Annotated in this window: 16 protein-coding genes; 6 read left to right on the forward strand and 10 right to left on the reverse strand. The window is 60.8% G+C overall.

Features of this window, described 5'->3' with window-relative positions:
- Positions 1 to 10 precede the first annotated feature (10 nt).
- The 7 genes from xylA to rpiB all read right to left on the reverse strand — a co-directional run bounded on the left by xylA (position 11) and on the right by rpiB (position 6329).
- Complete coding sequence (gene xylA / locus XH91_RS32590) at positions 11 to 1333, reverse strand: xylose isomerase (RefSeq protein ID WP_128954405.1); 1323 nt, start codon at positions 1331 to 1333, stop codon at positions 11 to 13.
- Positions 1330 to 2787: a xylulokinase gene (gene xylB / locus XH91_RS32595; protein WP_128954406.1), complete on the reverse strand. Its 1458-nt coding sequence runs from the start codon at positions 2785 to 2787 to the stop codon at positions 1330 to 1332. The genes xylA and xylB overlap by 4 nt, the downstream gene beginning before the upstream one ends.
- A 136-nt stretch (positions 2788 to 2923) precedes the next feature.
- Positions 2924 to 3985 (reverse strand): LacI family DNA-binding transcriptional regulator, encoded by a 1062-nt coding sequence (locus XH91_RS32600; protein ID WP_128954407.1) that lies wholly within the window; start codon positions 3983 to 3985, stop codon positions 2924 to 2926.
- A gap of 123 nt (positions 3986 to 4108) precedes the next feature.
- Positions 4109 to 4600 (reverse strand): GNAT family N-acetyltransferase, encoded by a 492-nt coding sequence (locus XH91_RS32605; protein ID WP_164933573.1) that lies wholly within the window; start codon positions 4598 to 4600, stop codon positions 4109 to 4111.
- A 2-nt stretch (positions 4601 to 4602) separates the two neighbouring features.
- Positions 4603 to 5115 (reverse strand): GNAT family N-acetyltransferase, encoded by a 513-nt coding sequence (locus XH91_RS32610; RefSeq protein WP_164933538.1) that lies wholly within the window; start codon positions 5113 to 5115, stop codon positions 4603 to 4605.
- The gene (locus tag XH91_RS32615) at positions 5115 to 5696 is read right to left on the reverse strand and encodes a helix-turn-helix domain-containing protein (RefSeq protein WP_128954410.1); all 582 of its coding nucleotides are present in this window, start codon (positions 5694 to 5696) and stop codon (positions 5115 to 5117) included. Before XH91_RS32615 ends, XH91_RS32610 begins: the two co-directional genes overlap by 1 nt.
- A gap of 183 nt (positions 5697 to 5879) precedes the next feature.
- A complete protein-coding gene (gene rpiB / locus XH91_RS32620) occupies positions 5880 to 6329 on the reverse strand; it encodes a ribose 5-phosphate isomerase B (protein ID WP_128954411.1) in 450 nt (149 codons plus the stop codon).
- A 204-nt stretch (positions 6330 to 6533) separates the two neighbouring features.
- On the opposite strand from rpiB, the gene XH91_RS32625 reads away from it, so the two are divergent.
- Complete coding sequence (locus tag XH91_RS32625; protein ID WP_164938316.1) at positions 6534 to 7673, forward strand: site-specific integrase; 1140 nt, start codon at positions 6534 to 6536, stop codon at positions 7671 to 7673.
- Between the two features lie 51 nt (positions 7674 to 7724).
- Here the strand turns inward: XH91_RS32625 and tnpC are convergent, their stop codons facing one another.
- Genes tnpC through tnpA form a run of 3 tightly spaced genes read right to left on the reverse strand, consistent with a single transcriptional unit; the run spans position 7725 to position 10162 of the window.
- On the reverse strand, positions 7725 to 9377 hold the full coding sequence (tnpC, locus tag XH91_RS32630; RefSeq protein ID WP_128950307.1) for an IS66 family transposase: 1653 nt from the start codon (positions 9375 to 9377) through the stop codon (positions 7725 to 7727).
- Positions 9378 to 9422: 45 nt separating this feature from the next.
- A complete protein-coding gene (gene tnpB / locus XH91_RS32635) occupies positions 9423 to 9743 on the reverse strand; it encodes an IS66 family insertion sequence element accessory protein TnpB (RefSeq protein ID WP_430644539.1) in 321 nt (106 codons plus the stop codon).
- Positions 9744 to 9766: 23 nt separating this feature from the next.
- Entirely contained in the window at positions 9767 to 10162 is a 396-nt protein-coding gene (gene tnpA, locus XH91_RS32640; RefSeq protein ID WP_128957938.1) for an IS66-like element accessory protein TnpA, read from the reverse strand.
- A gap of 934 nt (positions 10163 to 11096) precedes the next feature.
- Between tnpA and XH91_RS32645 the strand changes: the two genes are divergently transcribed.
- The 5 genes from XH91_RS32645 (at position 11097) to XH91_RS32665 (ending at position 15221) form a co-directional block, all read left to right on the forward strand.
- Complete coding sequence (locus tag XH91_RS32645; RefSeq protein WP_128954414.1) at positions 11097 to 11846, forward strand: hypothetical protein; 750 nt, start codon at positions 11097 to 11099, stop codon at positions 11844 to 11846.
- Between the two features lie 55 nt (positions 11847 to 11901).
- The gene (locus tag XH91_RS32650) at positions 11902 to 12411 is read left to right on the forward strand and encodes a hypothetical protein (RefSeq protein ID WP_128954415.1); all 510 of its coding nucleotides are present in this window, start codon (positions 11902 to 11904) and stop codon (positions 12409 to 12411) included.
- A complete protein-coding gene (locus tag XH91_RS32655) occupies positions 12408 to 13937 on the forward strand; it encodes a type IV secretory system conjugative DNA transfer family protein (protein WP_128954416.1) in 1530 nt (509 codons plus the stop codon). The genes XH91_RS32650 and XH91_RS32655 overlap by 4 nt, the downstream gene beginning before the upstream one ends.
- An 86-nt stretch (positions 13938 to 14023) precedes the next feature.
- Positions 14024 to 14959 (forward strand): hypothetical protein, encoded by a 936-nt coding sequence (locus XH91_RS32660; RefSeq protein WP_128954417.1) that lies wholly within the window; start codon positions 14024 to 14026, stop codon positions 14957 to 14959.
- Positions 14949 to 15221, forward strand: a complete 273-nt coding sequence (locus tag XH91_RS32665; protein WP_128954418.1) for a CCHC-type zinc finger protein — start codon at positions 14949 to 14951, stop codon at positions 15219 to 15221. Before XH91_RS32660 ends, XH91_RS32665 begins: the two co-directional genes overlap by 11 nt.
- The last annotated feature ends 5 nt before the right edge of the window (positions 15222 to 15226 follow it).

Here is a 15226-nt window from a genome sequence, read left to right on the forward strand (position 1 = left end):
CTGGCCCCGCTCAGACGTACCGGTTGACGAGAGATTCGAGATATTCCTGACGGCCCGACCGCGGCTGCGGATCGAAGCCGGAGGCAAGCGCACGATCGGCAAGATCGGCCAACGATCGCTTGCCCGCCATGATCGCCTGCCCCTCGCTAGCGGTCCATCCGGCATACCGCTCGGCGACCGGTCCGGTCAGTGCTTCGTCGTCGAGCATGTCGGCCGCGGCAAGCAGCCCCCGTGCGCAGGCATCCATCGAGCCGACATGGGCGTGGATGAGATCGTCAGGATCGATCGATTGACGCCTGATCTTTGCATCGAAATTGAGACCGCCGGTGGTGAAGCCGCCTCCCTTGATCAAGTCGTGGAACACCAGTGCCAGCTCCGGCACGTTCATGGCGAACTGGTCGGTGTCCCAGCCGAGCAGATCGTCGCCTCTGTTGATGTCGAGCGAGCCGAACACGCCGAGCGCCTGGGCCAGCGCCACCTCATGCTGGAAGGAATGGCCGGCGAGGATGGCGTGGTTCTGCTCGATGTTGAGCTTGACGTCCTTGAGCAGGTCATAGCGTTGCAGGAAGCCGTAGCAGGTGGCGACGTCGAAATCATATTGATGCTTGGTCGGCTCCTTCGGCTTGGGCTCGATCAGCAGCGGACCCTTGAAGCCGATCTTGTGCTTGTGCTCGACGACGAGCGAGACGAAGCGGCCCAGCTGGTCGAGCTCGCGCTTGAGATCGGTATTGAGCAGGGTCTCGTAGCCTTCGCGGCCGCCCCACAGCACGTAGTTCTGCCCGCCGAGCCGGTTGGTCACCTCCAGCGCGGCGCGGACCTGGCCGGCGGCATACGTGAAGATATCGGGGTCGGGATTGGTCGCCGCGCCCGCCATGTAGCGACGATGCGTGAACAGGTTCGCGGTGCCCCACAGCAGCCGCACCTTTGCCGACGCCATCTTCTTTTCGAAGATGTCGCCGATCGCATTGAGGTTGGCGACGGATTCGGCGAGCGTCGCGCCTTCGGGCGCGGCATCGACGTCGTGGAACGTGAAGAAGGGCACATCGAGCAGGCGGAACAGCTCGAAGGCGATGTCGGCCTTGGCGCGCGCCATCGCCATCGCGTCGGTGCCGTGATGCCAGGGACGCAGAAACGTCTCGCCGCCGAAGGGATCGCCGCCGGGCCAGCAGAACGAATGCCAGTAGCAGACTGCAAAGCGCAGATGATCCTCGAGCCTCTTGCCGCGGACGACGCGGTCCTTATCATACCAGCGGAAGGCCAGCGGGTTTTTGGCGTCCTTGCCGCCATAGGCGACCGGGTCGGCTGCGCCGAAGAATTTTGGTAACGCGTTCACAGTGAAAACTCCTTCAGCGCGGGGTAGAGCTTGCGCCACTGGTGATAGGCCTCGTCATAGGCCGCAGTGCGCGACGGGTTGGGTGTTGACGTCGCAAGGCGCCGCGGACGCGTGCAGATCTGCGCGGGATCTTCAGCCGTGGCGGCGAGCCGGCCGAGCCGGGCAGCGCCGAGCGCGGCGCCGACTTCGCCTTCCTCGACGCGGTGCACGGGAATGCCGAGCACGTCGGCGCAGATCTGCGCCCACAGCGCCGAGCGCGAGCCGCCGCCGACGAGATCGACTTCCGAGATCGCCGAGCTGGCGCTGCCGAGCGCGGCGAGATTGTCGCGTGCGGCAAAGGCGACGCCTTCGAGCACGGCCTGCACCATTGCATCGCGCCCGGTGGCGCCGCGCAGGCCGACGAAGGCGCCGGCCGCTGCGGCATCATTATGCGGCGTGCGCTCGCCGTCCAGATAAGGCAGGAACTTCACCGGGCCAGGTCCGGCCACGGTGTCACCGAGCGGCGCGAGCAGCGATGCCGTCGGCGTCGCCATCACGCCGGAGAGCCAGGCCAGCGATGCCGCGGCCGAGAGCATCACGCCCATCTGGTGCCAGAGGCCGGGCAGCGCATGACAGAAGGCGTGCACGGCGAAGGCCGGCGCCGGTGCAAATTTGTCGGTGACGCGGAAGATGACGCCGGAGGTGCCGAGCGACAGGAAGGCATCGCCCGGCGCGATCGCCCCGAGCCCGATCGCACTTGCCGCGTTGTCGCCGGCGCCGCCGGCAACGACGACGTTCCCTGCCATGCCCCAGCGCTGCGCGAACTCGCCGGCAAGCATTGCGCTCGCCTCGCTGCCCTCGACCAGGCGCGGCACGTGGTGCAGATCGAGCCCAGTGGCGTGCAGCAGCAGCGCCGACCAGCGGCGCTGGCCGACGTCGAGCCAGAGCGTGCCTGCGGCATCCGACATGTCCTCGACCATCTCGCCGGTCAGGCGATAGCGGACATAGGCCTTTGGCAGCAGCACCTTGGCGACGCGCTTGAAAACATCGGGCTCATGCCGCGCGACCCACAGCAGTTTTGGCGCTGTGAAGCCGGGCATCGCCAGATTTCCGGCGATGGCGTGCAGCGAGGGGCAGCGCCGCTCGAGCTCGACGCATTCGGCATGCGAACGGCCATCGTTCCAGAGGATCGCCGGCCGCAGCGGGCGTCCATCGGCGCCAAGCAGCGTCGCGCCATGCATCTGACCCGACAGGCCGATGCCGCGCACGCCGGCGACATCGCCGGGATGAGTGGCGGCGAGATCGTCGACGGCACCGATGGCGGCCGCGACCCAGGAATCCGGATCCTGCTCGGACCACAACGGCTGCGGATGCGACAGCGCAAGCTCGCGCGCGGCCGTCGCGACGACCGCGCCAGCCTCGTTCACAAGCACCGCTTTCACACCGGACGTGCCGATGTCCAATCCGATAAACAAACGCGTCCCTCCCTCTTCGTTTTGAGCGTGACCCGTCCGGAAGCCATACGCTTCCGGATCACGCCGCCACGGTGCACGATCTGACGTCGCGCTTTCCGCAATCACTCAACTCAACACTCCGCACCGTGCCCTTCGGCTACGGCAGATTATCCCGCATCAGGATGTCGATGCGAATTTTCTCCTGTTCACTCAAGATCGGCTCGTTGCGCGCAAGCGACAGCAGGACGCGCACGGCGGCGCGCGCCTCGTGCCCCGGATTCTGCGAGATCGCAACATCCAGCGTGCCTTGCAACAACAATCGTCGCGTCATCGCCGTGAGATCGTGAGCGATGAAGACGATCTGCTTGTCGCGGCCTGCCTCGGTCAGGGCCGTGGCCACGCCTTGCGTGCCCGCGCCGACATTGTAGAGGCCGATGATGTCAGGATGCTTGCCGAGGAGCCGAGAGATCAGCTGCTGCGAGCGGTCGTCCTCGTCCCGCCCCTCGAGCAGGGGCAGGATGTCGAGGTGCGAAAACTCCGACGCCATCACCTGATTGAAGCCAAAAATGCGCTCGGCATGGTCGCGCAGGCCCTGTGAGCCGGCGATGATGGCAATCTTGCCGGACCTTTGGCCGACCAGCCTTCCGACCAACGCACCGGCGGTGCGGCCCGCGGCGATGTTGTCAATGCCGACATAGTGGTGACGGCGCGAGGACGGCACGTCGGACACCAGCGTCACGACCTTGATGCCACGGTCGACGAGATCGTTGATGGCGGCGCGCACGCTCGGATGGTCGAGCGCGACGACGGCGACGCCGTCATATTCGCTGCCGGCGAGCTCCTCCAGCGAAGCCGCCAGCACCGACGGGTCGAACACGTCGGTGATGACCATCTCGACGGCAAGGCGGCGGGCGGAGAGCCATGCCGACATCTCGCCGAGATAGGCCTGGATCTGCAGCATGAACGGGTTGGCCCCCGTTGGCATCACGAAGGCAAACCGGCGCGCGCGGCCGCGCGCGAGCTCGGCCGCGGCCACATGCGGCTGAAAGGCGTTGCGCGCGATGATCTCCTGGACGCGACGCACCGTGTCCGGCCGCACGCCGGGACGGTTATGCAAGACGCGATCGACCGTCGCCAGACTGACACCGGCCTCGCGGGCAATGTCCTTCAGCGTCAGCGCGGCGGAGACGGTCAGACTTTCGGAAGTCTCTTGGGCCATGGCTGAAGGCTAGCAGAGGCGTTTTGAGGTGCGCAACTCATTTTGAGGGACAGGACGGCATATTCGAGCGCCGGTTGCGCCGGGGCTCGACCTAGCTATTTGTTTTGACGCGTTTTATTTGCGCTAACCGTTATCCACTTCGCTTGAAAACGCTTCTGCGCCGAGATCGAGCGTCAGGAAGAGACTGTTGGGATCGTCGACATAGCCCTCGAACGGGGCGCAGGGCACGAAGCCATGGGCTTGGTAGAGCGCGTGCGCCGGCTTGAAATAATCCCAGGATCCGGTCTCGAGGCTGAGCCGTGTCATGCCGCGCCTGCGCGCCTCGGCAATAATGTGGCGGAGCATCAGGCCACCAAAGCCGCGGCGGCGCGTGGTCTGCAGCGTGTGCATCGACTTCACCTCACCGTGGCCAGCGGAGAGCGTCTTCAGCGCCCCGGTCGCGACCAGCGTCTCGCCGTCCCAGCCGGTCCAGAACGCGACGTCGCTGGCCCGAAGGCCGGCGAGATCGAGCGCGTGCGCGCTGCCCGGAGCGGTCTGGGCCCGTGCCGCCGTGACGTGATGGTCGAGCAATGCGACGACGCGCGGGTCGAAAGTGTCGCCGGTGCGGATCTGCATCGTCATGGCCTCACATCATTTGCGAGCGTCTTCTGCATGAAGACGAGATCCAGCCAGCGGCCGAATTTGCAACCGACCTCGGGCATGCGGGCGACCTCGACAAAGCCGAGCGAGGCGTGCAGGCCGATCGAGCCGGCATTGAGGGCCTCGATCCCGGCGATCATGGCGTGCTTGTTCTGCGTCGTGGCGCGCTCGATCAGCGCGGCCAGCAGGCTGCGGCCAATGCCGGCGCGATGATGCCGCTCGTCGACATAGACCGAATTCTCCACGGTATGGCGATAGCCAGGGAAGGGACGGAAATCGCCGAACGATGCGAAGCCGACGACATCCCTGCCCTTCATCGCGACCAGCACGGGATAGCCCGCCTGCTGCCTTGCACGAATCCATTCGCGCCGCGAGGCGAGATCGGCCGGCCCGTCGGTCCAGACCGCCGTGGTGTTGAGCGCGGCGAAATTGTAGATGGCGAGGATGTCCGCGGCATCCTCCAGCGTGGCGTCCCGTACGATCAGCGACATCATAATTTCCCGTAAGACGTGCCGCGCCTGGTGATGATGACGTAGCGGGCATCCTGTTTGGTTTCGTTCTCGAAGGTCACCGCACGCATGACATCGAAGTCGAGACAGTCGCCCTCGCGCAAGCGCACCGTCTTGGCGTCGATATGCACGCAGACCGCGCCCTCCAGCATCAGCAGCTGCTGGGTGAAGGCGTTGCGGCCCCAGGGGCTGTAGGGCACCCGCGCGCCGGCCGGCATGTCGACGACGATGATCTCGATGCCGCTCGCCGCATCCACCGGCGAGGCATGGCGCCGCCGGTAGCCGCTGTCGGGGTCGCGCCATTGTGGCTGATCGGCGAGCCGCGTCAGCCGCTCCGGCGGTTTCTCCGAGAGCGCGACGACGTCGCTGAGCGAGACGTCGAGCGCCGCGCAGAGCTTGTTGAGCAGCGCCGCGGTCGCGCTGCTCTGCGCCCGCTCCACCCGCCCGATCATGGCCCGGCTGACACCGGAGCGGCTGGCGAGCTCGTTCAAGGTCATGCCGGCCTGCGTCCTCAAAATCTTCAAGCGGCGACCGATTGCGCGATCGAGTTTCTGCTGGTCCATGGCCTTCCGATCCAAACATCGTCCGGCGCATGGACCGCATCCGCCGGATGGGAAGAGCTTAGAGCGGAGCAGCGGCGCGTGCCGGGAGCGAAAGACTAATATATTGGAATCTTTGCGCGCGGTGCAGCCCCCGGTGCGGGACGCGCCGGACGGGCCATGCCAGGGCAGCAGAGGTTCGTGCCCCTAACAGGAGCCCAGCTTGTCGATGCGCTTTTGATGGCGGCCGCCCTCGAACGCGGTGCTCAGGAAGGCTTCGACGCATTCCTTTGCGACCACGTCACCGGTCGTGCGTCCGCCGAGCGCCAGAACATTCGCGTCATTGTGCTGGCGGCAGAGCCGCGCGCCGGTGACGTCGTGCACGAGCGCGCAACGAATGTGCGCATGGCGATTGGCGGCGATGGAAATGCCGATGCCCGATCCGCAGATCAGGATGCCGCATCCGGCTTTGCCGTCCTTGATGGCATCGGCCAGCTTGTGGGCGAAGTCGGGATAGTCGACGGACGCGGCGCTGTCAGTGCCGAGGTCCAGCCAGGTCACACCTGACAGCGCTGACTTCAAGGCTTCCTTGAGGGCAAAGCCGCCATGGTCACAGGCAATCGCGACCAAGCGCGTGGTTTCGTCCTTGTCGGCCATTTGCTGTCCCGGGGAATTGGAGCGGGCGAAGGGAATCGAACCCTCGTATGCAGCTTGGGAATTATTTTCGCACCCTACACACGGTTGACCGTTAGCGCAAATAGTGACCATTACACAAGTACTTAGCTTGTGCTATCGTAACCGCAGATGCACGCAACAATCCACCATATTCCGCCCCTCGCGGTGCCTAGGAGGTGCCTGAAAGTGCCTGAAAAAATCTCGCTCACCGATGCCGGTGTGCGGGCCTTGAGGGCACCGAGCACCGGACAGATTACCGTATGGGACACGCAAAGCCCATTGGGGGTTCGCGTCTCCCAAGGCGGTACCAAGACCTATGTCGTTATGATCGGGTCCGGCAAACGGCATACGATCGGCAAGGTCACAGTGGTCAAACTTACCGAGGCCAGAGAAGAGGCGCGGCGGCTGATCGCCGCCAAAACCCTCAAAATGTTACAGCCCAAGCAAAGCAGCATCAGCTTTGAGACTGCCCTGCCACTGTTCTTAGACCAGCACTACAAAGGCAAATCGGTCCGCTCTAAGGATGAGGCCACCCGTACCCTCACAAACCACTTCAAACCTGCCATAGGTAAGAAGCAGCTGCATGAGATCACGGACGAGGACATAAGTAAGGAGTTGTCGAAACTCGACCATGTGCCGAGCGAACAGCTACACTCGTTCCGCTTCCTGCGGACGTTTCTAAAGTGGTGCACCCGGCCTCCTCGGAAATACATCGCGAGGAGCCCGCTTGAAGGCTACGAGCCACCCGGCCAGGACGTTAAGAGATCCCGCGTCTTATCCGACGCGGAGCTAGTGGCCATCTGGAATGCTTGCATTGGCACGTTTGGTGACATGGTTCGCCTGCTTATTCTTTGGGGCACGCGCAACGGCGAGACAGGCCGCTTGCGACGTGCCTGGGTAGATGGCCTACTCATCACCATTCCCGGACAGCACACGAAGAACAAGCGAGCACACTCGATACCGCTCCTGCCTATGGCGCTCGCGATCTTGAAGCGTCAAGACAAGATGGGCGACAACTACCGAGACAAAAGCTCCGACTATTACTTCCCCGGCAAAACTCCCAAGAGCCACTTTAACGACGGGTCATGGGGCAAAGCCAAGCAGGAGCTAGAGCGGGAATCGGGGGTCACGAATTGGCAGCTTAGAGATATCCGCCGCACAGCCAGGTCTAACTGGGCTAAACTTGGCATCAGGCGCGAGATAGCCGAGCTATTGTTAAACCACGTCACGGGCTCGAATAAGAACGAGCTGGACGAGATTTACGACCGCTACGATTACCTCGATGAGAAGCGAGCTGCTCGTACGCATACGACGAAGACCGCCTGATTGACGGATGCGCGCGGGCACGGCGGGGTCTATGATGGCGTTGGGTGAAGGTCAGGCGGCTTGCTGATCGGTTGGCTTATCGGCTTGGCGCAGGAGCTTCCATTCCCAGGGCAGCAGTTCGTGCAGCCGCGATGTGGGAAGATCGGCGATCCGGGCGAGGACGTCGGCGAGCCAGGCCTTGGGATCGACGTCATTGAGACGACAGGTCGTGATCATCGTCAGCATGATGGCGGCACGGTCGGCACCACGCTGGCTGCCGGCGAAGGTCCAGTTGCGCCTTCCCAATGCGATACCTCTCAATGCGCGCTCAGCACAATTGTTGGTCAGGCAGATCCTGCCATCGTCGAGGAAGCGGGCGAAGCCCTCCCAACGCCTGAGCATGTAGTTGATCGGCTTCAGGACCTCGGAAGAGTGCGAGAGGGTTTCGCGCTCGCGCAGCAACCAGGCATGCATGTCTTCAAGAAGCGGCTTGCTTCTCTCCTGGCGCACGGCACGCCGCTCGTCGGCATTTCGGCCGTTGATGGCGCGCTCGATCTCGAACAGGGCGTCGAGACGCTTGACCACCTCCAGCGCGATCGGAGAGACCGGTTTGCCCTTCTTGCCTTCCCGAGCATTCTTCTCGATGTCAGCCAACTCGAAGAAGCCCCGCCGCGCATGGGCCAGGCAAAATGCCGGCGCGATCGGTAGAACCTTCCTCTGCGGGTCGAACAGGGGCTCAAAGCCGCTGTAGCAGTCCGCCTGTAGGATACCGGTGAAGGTGGCCAGATGCTTCTGGGGGTGTGCGCCGCGACGGTCGCCCGAAGCGTAGTAAACCGCCGCCGGCGGCGCAGGCCCGGCGAACGGCCGGTCATCCCGCACATAAGTCCAGATCCGGCCGGTCGTGCACTTGCCCTTCGCCAGGATGCGGATGGTGGTGTCGTCCCCATGAAGGCGCTCGGCCGCGAGCACATGGTGCTCGATCAGCTGGAACAGCGGCATGACGGCGAAGGTCCCGTGGCCGACCTGGTCGGCCAACGTCGACAGCGGTAAATCGATCCTCTCGGCCTTAAATCGCACGCTCTGGCGGTTGAGCGGGATATGCATGCCGAACTTGTCGAACAGGATCGTCGCCAGCAGTTGTGGGCCTATGAAGCCGCGCGGCGTGGCATGGAACGGCGCAGGCGGCTGGCTGATCTTCTCGCAATCGCGGCAGGTGAACTTTTCGCGCACCGTCTCGATGACCTTGAAGCGACGCGGGATCTCCTCCAGCGTCTTGGTCACATCCTCGCCGACCTTCGCCAGCCGCGATCCGCCGCAGCAGGCACAGGTCGTGGGAGCCTCAATGACGACGCGTTCGCATTCTATGTCGTCCGGCCATGGCTTGCGCACCGGCCGCTTGCGCGTGAAGGGGCGGACGTTCTGCGTCTTCGCCGCTGCGGCCTGCGCGGCAAGCTCATCCTCGCTCGCCGTGGTGGCGAGTTCTTCGAGCTCCAATTCCAACTGCTCGATCAGGCGCGCCGTGCGCTCGGAGCGCTGCCCGTGCAGTTCGCGTTTGAGCTTCTCGATCCGTAGCTCGAGATGCGCGATCAGCGCCGCGTTATCCGACAGCTCCGCCTGTGCGCTGGCAGCCATCGCTTCGGCTCGTAGCCGTGCCTCACGCTCGGCTTGCAGCGCGGCCAGCGCACTGACAAGGTCCGACGGGAGGTCGTCCGGCTTCGATATCATGGAGCCATTGAATCAGATCGAGCGGCAGATTCAAACCCAAAACCGTTATCCGACCCGCGTCGGACGCTGGGTTTCTTGCGGGGTGCGCCAATCGATTCCGGACAACAGATAGCTCAATTGCGCCGACGAGATCGTCACTGCTTCGCCTGCAACCGATGGCCAGATGAACCTTCCTCGCTCGAGTCTTTTGGTAAAAAGGCATGCTCCCTGGCCATCGTGCCAGATCAGCTTCACAAGATCGCTGCGGCGACCGCGGAAGACAAACAAATGACCGCTAAGCGGGTCCTTGCGCAGCACCTCCTGCACTTGGAGAGCCAACGACGGAAAGCCTCGGCGCATGTCCGTGTAGCCGGTCGCGAGCCACACTCGCGCGCCAGTCGGAACCGGGATCATCGGCGGACCAAAGCATCGAGAACGCGACGTAGCGCGTCTCCGTCCACATCGCCATCGACCCGGATGCGGTGCCCACTACCAAGGTCGATCTCGATGATGCCCTGGCTCTTCCGCCGACGCGCCGGCGCCAATGGCACTTCGGCAACCTCCCGCGGCGGCATAGACGGCCCGGTCTCGACAGGCACGAACGGCGCTACACTCGCTTCACCATGCTTGCAAAGCTCCTTACGCCACCTGAACAGCTGGCTCACATGAAGCCCGGCCACGCGAGCCACCTCGGAAACATTGGCACCGGTCTCGAGCGACGCTGCAACAAGCCGTTCCTTCTCATCCTGCGACCACCGGCGCCGCCGCTCGACCGATGTGATCACCTCCGCCCTCGAAATCGTCATAGCGCTTCTCCTAGGATTACCCCTAGGACCTGCAGCGTTCGCCTCCGTCAAACAAGGCGGCCTTCCTCGTAGGCGTACAGCTGCTCTCAAGAAGTGGGAAGCGCACATTAAGCAGTTGCTCCGCACAAACGCAAAGATTGCAGCATAGCCCGCTTACAAGCGGGCCTTTTCTTTGATAGGTTAGCGCCGCGGCCGTCTAACCGAGCCGTGGCCACTGGCTCCAACCCGGAGCAAGTGACCATGACTGATTACACGGTTGTCGATTTGAAAGGACTTCGGAAGCTGGGTATTCACTACTCACGCACGCAGCTTAAACGGCTTATGTTTGAGAAGCGGTCGTTTCCTGTATGGTTTCCCTTACAGAACGAACCGAAGGCTCGGAAGGTCTGGTGGCTACGAGAGATCGTGGCATGGCTAGAGGCCCGCTCTTCGACAAGTAATCGCACCCGCTCCTAACGGAGCTTTCCTCGACGGAGGAACGGAATCGGCCCCAGAGATGGGGCCTTTTCTGTATCGGAACGTATATCCTTAGTGTACCGACATTGCTGCGCGTCGAAAAACGCCGACGCCACAACAACATTTCCGCCACAACTTGCCTCCGCTAGCGCTCCGAGCAAACCTGTTTCTCTGCCTAATCCTAGCGGCCTAGCAGCCGGTCCCGTCCAGGGACACGGGCGCAACAGGTTTGCTCGGAGCGCTGCGCGCCCAGAGGACAAGTTGGGCGGTGACAGTTCTTGCCACTACATCTCCGCACGCGCGGGACATGCTACAATCGTGCAGGTGTACTTGCCGAGATCGCAGCGCGTCAGCGCGGCCTTTACGTTCCACGATACAATTACAGTGGACCGTACATTCTTTCGCGGTTGGCAGTCCCGCCAGGCATCTCGGCTAGGCAGACGAGCTCTACTTGGCCAGCGAGTGCCAACCCAAACGTATGAACCATTTGCTCATCGGCTTAGAGGACAAGACACAGCACATACTGGACTGTGCCGAGCCAGGTGCACTTTTGATAGATGATGGAGGACCGCTAACAGAACAATTCATTGAGCGGTTCAGGCCGCGTGTATTTGATCCTGAGAAGCACAGTTTCAATCCGCTAGCGCAGCGCACCGTTCGACAAATGCGCGACTTCGCCGCAATACTGTACGACGGCAAAGAGCACCTAATGACCTACCGGGATGGTAGGCGCGCGCTGACACAGATGCTGTTGCAGGCAACTAAGATCGACGATCTACCCCTCATCAAGCACGTTGGATACCCCGAAGCACGCGCCACCATGAACGACCTACTGTTGTCCCCGACGCTATCGCGCGTGCTCTGCGGAGAACCAAACTTTACCTTCGACATCACTGTGGTTGCCCGACTCGATCGCGCAAAGCTCGGTGACTTCGACGCCTTCGTGCTCGCCGGGTTGCTCGCTGGCCAGGCTAACGGACAGGTCATCATCCCCGACTTTGGCTTTTATGGCAGAGATCTTCACCGCGCTCTGATCCGCCAAAATCGCCTTATAGCTGGCGTCAACAGGCTCGCCGAGCTTCCCGCACTGCAACACATCCTCCTCACTATCAAAGACAAAGTGCCAGCCGGCTGTGTCTTTGAGGACGCTGAGTTGCTGGCCAAATACGCCAAGCTGAAGCCCGGCGATGTGGGCTACTCCGATTTCGTCTGGCGTGCGATGGCCTGACTCGACTCTCGGAAGTAGAAATGGATAAACTGCTCCCATTTTTCGGGGGCATTGCATGACCGACCATACCCAACATTTGAAAAGCACTTATTGGGAGATCAAATATAGGGAGTGGCGACCCGTCATTCTTCTTCTACCGTTCGCCGCCTTCTTTGTTGGAGCACTTTTTTCATGGTTGCTCTTCCCAAGAACCATCACCGTTGAAACTCCTATCGAAAAAATTGTTACTCTTACCAAAGAAATCCCAGCAACCATTACTCAGCCGGCAGACGATCGGAAGATAAATACCACCTACAAAGATGCTTCCTGCGATGGGAAACAAACAGACATCAAGCTGCCCGCGCGGACAGCATTTACATTTCCAACTCGTTGCCGGATTACAGTAGGATTTCTCACAAAGGCAGACAGTCACAAGGTTGTTCTGCTTTACGACACAGCGGCTCCTAAAGGATCACACATCCTACTACCCGATGGTCAGACCATTTCCGTCAATGCGACGGGCGAGCTTATTATTGACAGCTTAGATCAAGACATCGTCATGGTGTTCAACACTAGCCCGAGATGACACCACACATCACCGATCACCAACTGCCTGGTCGCGATGGTGTTCGTGTGCTTGTGCGCTTGGACATAACGCCCGCGGAGCATGTACTGATCTTCAAGTACCGTATGGGCGCTGATGCGATCGACTTCTCTGTGTTCTACCAAGGCCGCAAACTTACGTTTGGTGATTTTTACGGCGGCACCCACTCAACTATTTGGGACCTCGACAGCCCACACCAAGCCCGCGCGTTTGTAGATGGTCTGCGCAAGGGCTTTGCCCAATTTGAACAATTCCTAGCCAGCAATCGTAAGCCCGTTCAACAGCCAGAGCCGCCTAAACCGACGTGGGACTTCTTCAATACAGATGCGCGATTTACTAGCACATGGATCGTCGGAAAACCTGAGTGGGGCAAGACAACGCTCATGAGTGCCCTGATCCAGAGGGACTTAGAGAGGGTCAAAGAGGGCAAGGCGAGCCTCATTGTCATCGACAGTCAGCATGAGGAACTGGGTAAACATCTTCCACGGCTCCCGTGGTTCGCGCCAGGCCAGCCGCTGCATGAGAAACTGATCTATCTCGAACCGGATTTAGAGCACCCGCTGGCGCTCAACTTTTTGAACTTCAAGGGCTACCATAAACTCTCAAAAAATGAGCAGGCGACGCGACGCGCTGCCATTATCGAGATGCTCAACTTTTTCATGGGCGCGACGACTAGTGACCCCTCCGGCTTTATGAAAACCATCATTGGCTACTGTGTGCGCGCCCTCGCCCTGTATCCCGAGCCAACTATCATGGACTTCAAAGATCTCTTGGTTGAGGGGCGATTGGCCAACCTGATGAAGAAGGACGAGTACAAGCACCTAAAAGACCAACTTGACGACGAAACCAAGCGCTTTCTCCTCACCGATCTATTTAAGAGTTACGGCCAGAGCCTCAGCTCAGTCGCGACGCGCATCAACGCGATTGGCGGCGACGACTGGATGAAGGCCTTTTTCTCTAACAAGGAAAACAGGTTCGACCTGTACGACATACTTAGAGAACCACATGTTATTGTCATCAACACTCGTGAGCACCGGCTGCAATCGAAGGAGGTACTGGGGCTATTTGGCCGCTACTTCATTGCGCTCTTGATGGGCGTCGTGCGCACGCGTACGGGCGGCGGATTACCGTGCTACGTCCACATCGACGAGGCTTGGCAATACATTGCCGACGAGCCAATTGTGCAGGATCTTATTGCGACCGCAAGACGGCAGAAGATCGCGATTACGTTCGCGCAACAGCAGCCGAGCCAGATAAGCAATACGGCGGTACGTAAAGCGCTTCAAACGTGCGGGGTGCAGATTAGCGCCGGCCGCCAAAAGCATTATTGGAATGTCATGGTTCGGGGCGAAAACCACGAGATCAAGGCACCGCACATCGACTTCAGTAAGATTGATGGCATGCCCGACCCGGAGTGGGAGATTATCTTACAGCGCATGTACGACAACTATTGCGTTCCAACGAAGAAGCCAACCGGACCGCCGCCAGAGATGGAGGATGCGGTCTAACTTTATTTTTGGGCTACCCTGCACGCCGTTGACCACTATGACCGCTCACATTTTTCGCGAGGTACAATGGTTGCTATACCTCGCGCATGGAAAACGCAGCTCACAAAAAGCGATTTAGCGCCTATCGTGCTCGGCGTCCGGGATCTCGCCCGCTACTAACACTTGAGGCGGCAAAAGCTGCTGATGATGTTGCGCTCAATATTCTCGACTTCATGCAGCGGTATGACCTGCTGCCTCCGTCTTACGTGAAGGCGCAGCCATTCTCCACACCAGCCTATATCGAGAAGTGCCTGACTGTCCTTCAGAAGGGTCACTACGTCGGCATCCCCAAGGCTCAACCAAAGGACATCTATGCCTTTCACTGGTTAGAGGTGTGGCCCCGAGGGTTCAGCTATCTAGGGGATCGCGCACTTGGTCGTGCGCTTGTGAACGATCCTTTCCCACACAAGTGCCTCCGTAGCGTGATCGAGTATCATCGCGATCAACTCCCCGCGCTCGTCACCCCACTGGCAGTCCCATCCATCGAGCTACGCGCAAAGACTCTTTATCCGGACAATCACTGGAAGATTGAGTACCGCGAGGTTAAGACCGCCACGATGTACTTCTTTGAGGAAGATGACACTGGCACTGAGCGCGGCCGGGGTGATGAGAATTTTGAGCGCTATGACAAATCGCTGCGCACAATGATCCGCGAATACAACGAGTACTTCGTGCACGGTCACTATTTGAACCAATTCTCGACGATCTCGGTTTTGATCCACACGACGAAGAAGCGGCGCGTCGATACCATACTTTCGATCGTTGACGAGGAGATGGCTCCTCAGTGGAAGCCTCGCATAGCAATTAAAGCCGTGCCGGACTTTCTTGAGTATCCGGAGCTGCTGCCGAAGCCAAACGACAATATCGTGGCGACTGACTACGTGCGCATCGGCAAGTCTGGCCAGCGCGAGCGCTTCAACATCATGGACACCCTGAAAGCAACCGAACTACGCAAGAGAGGAGGTGAGATAAGTGGTCGATAAGGAGAAACTTGCGCGCCTCGTGGCGCTCAAGAAGACCCTGGACGATACCGAGAATGAGATAAATCAACTCCTCGCTGGCGGTTCAGTCCAGGCCCAGACACCAACACCTGAAAAGCCTAAGTCTGGGAAAAAGTGTGGAGCATGCGGTGAGGTGGGCCACCGTGCTGATGGCTGCCCCAATAGGCCCAAGGCAACCGAAGTCACGATCGAAGCGACAGAACCTACCGAGACGACGACCGAACTGCCCCAACCTCAACTGTAAGAAAA

Origin of the sequence: Bradyrhizobium guangzhouense, assembly GCF_004114955.1 — a bacterium.
GTDB classification, from domain to species: Bacteria; Pseudomonadota; Alphaproteobacteria; order Rhizobiales; family Xanthobacteraceae; genus Bradyrhizobium; species Bradyrhizobium guangzhouense.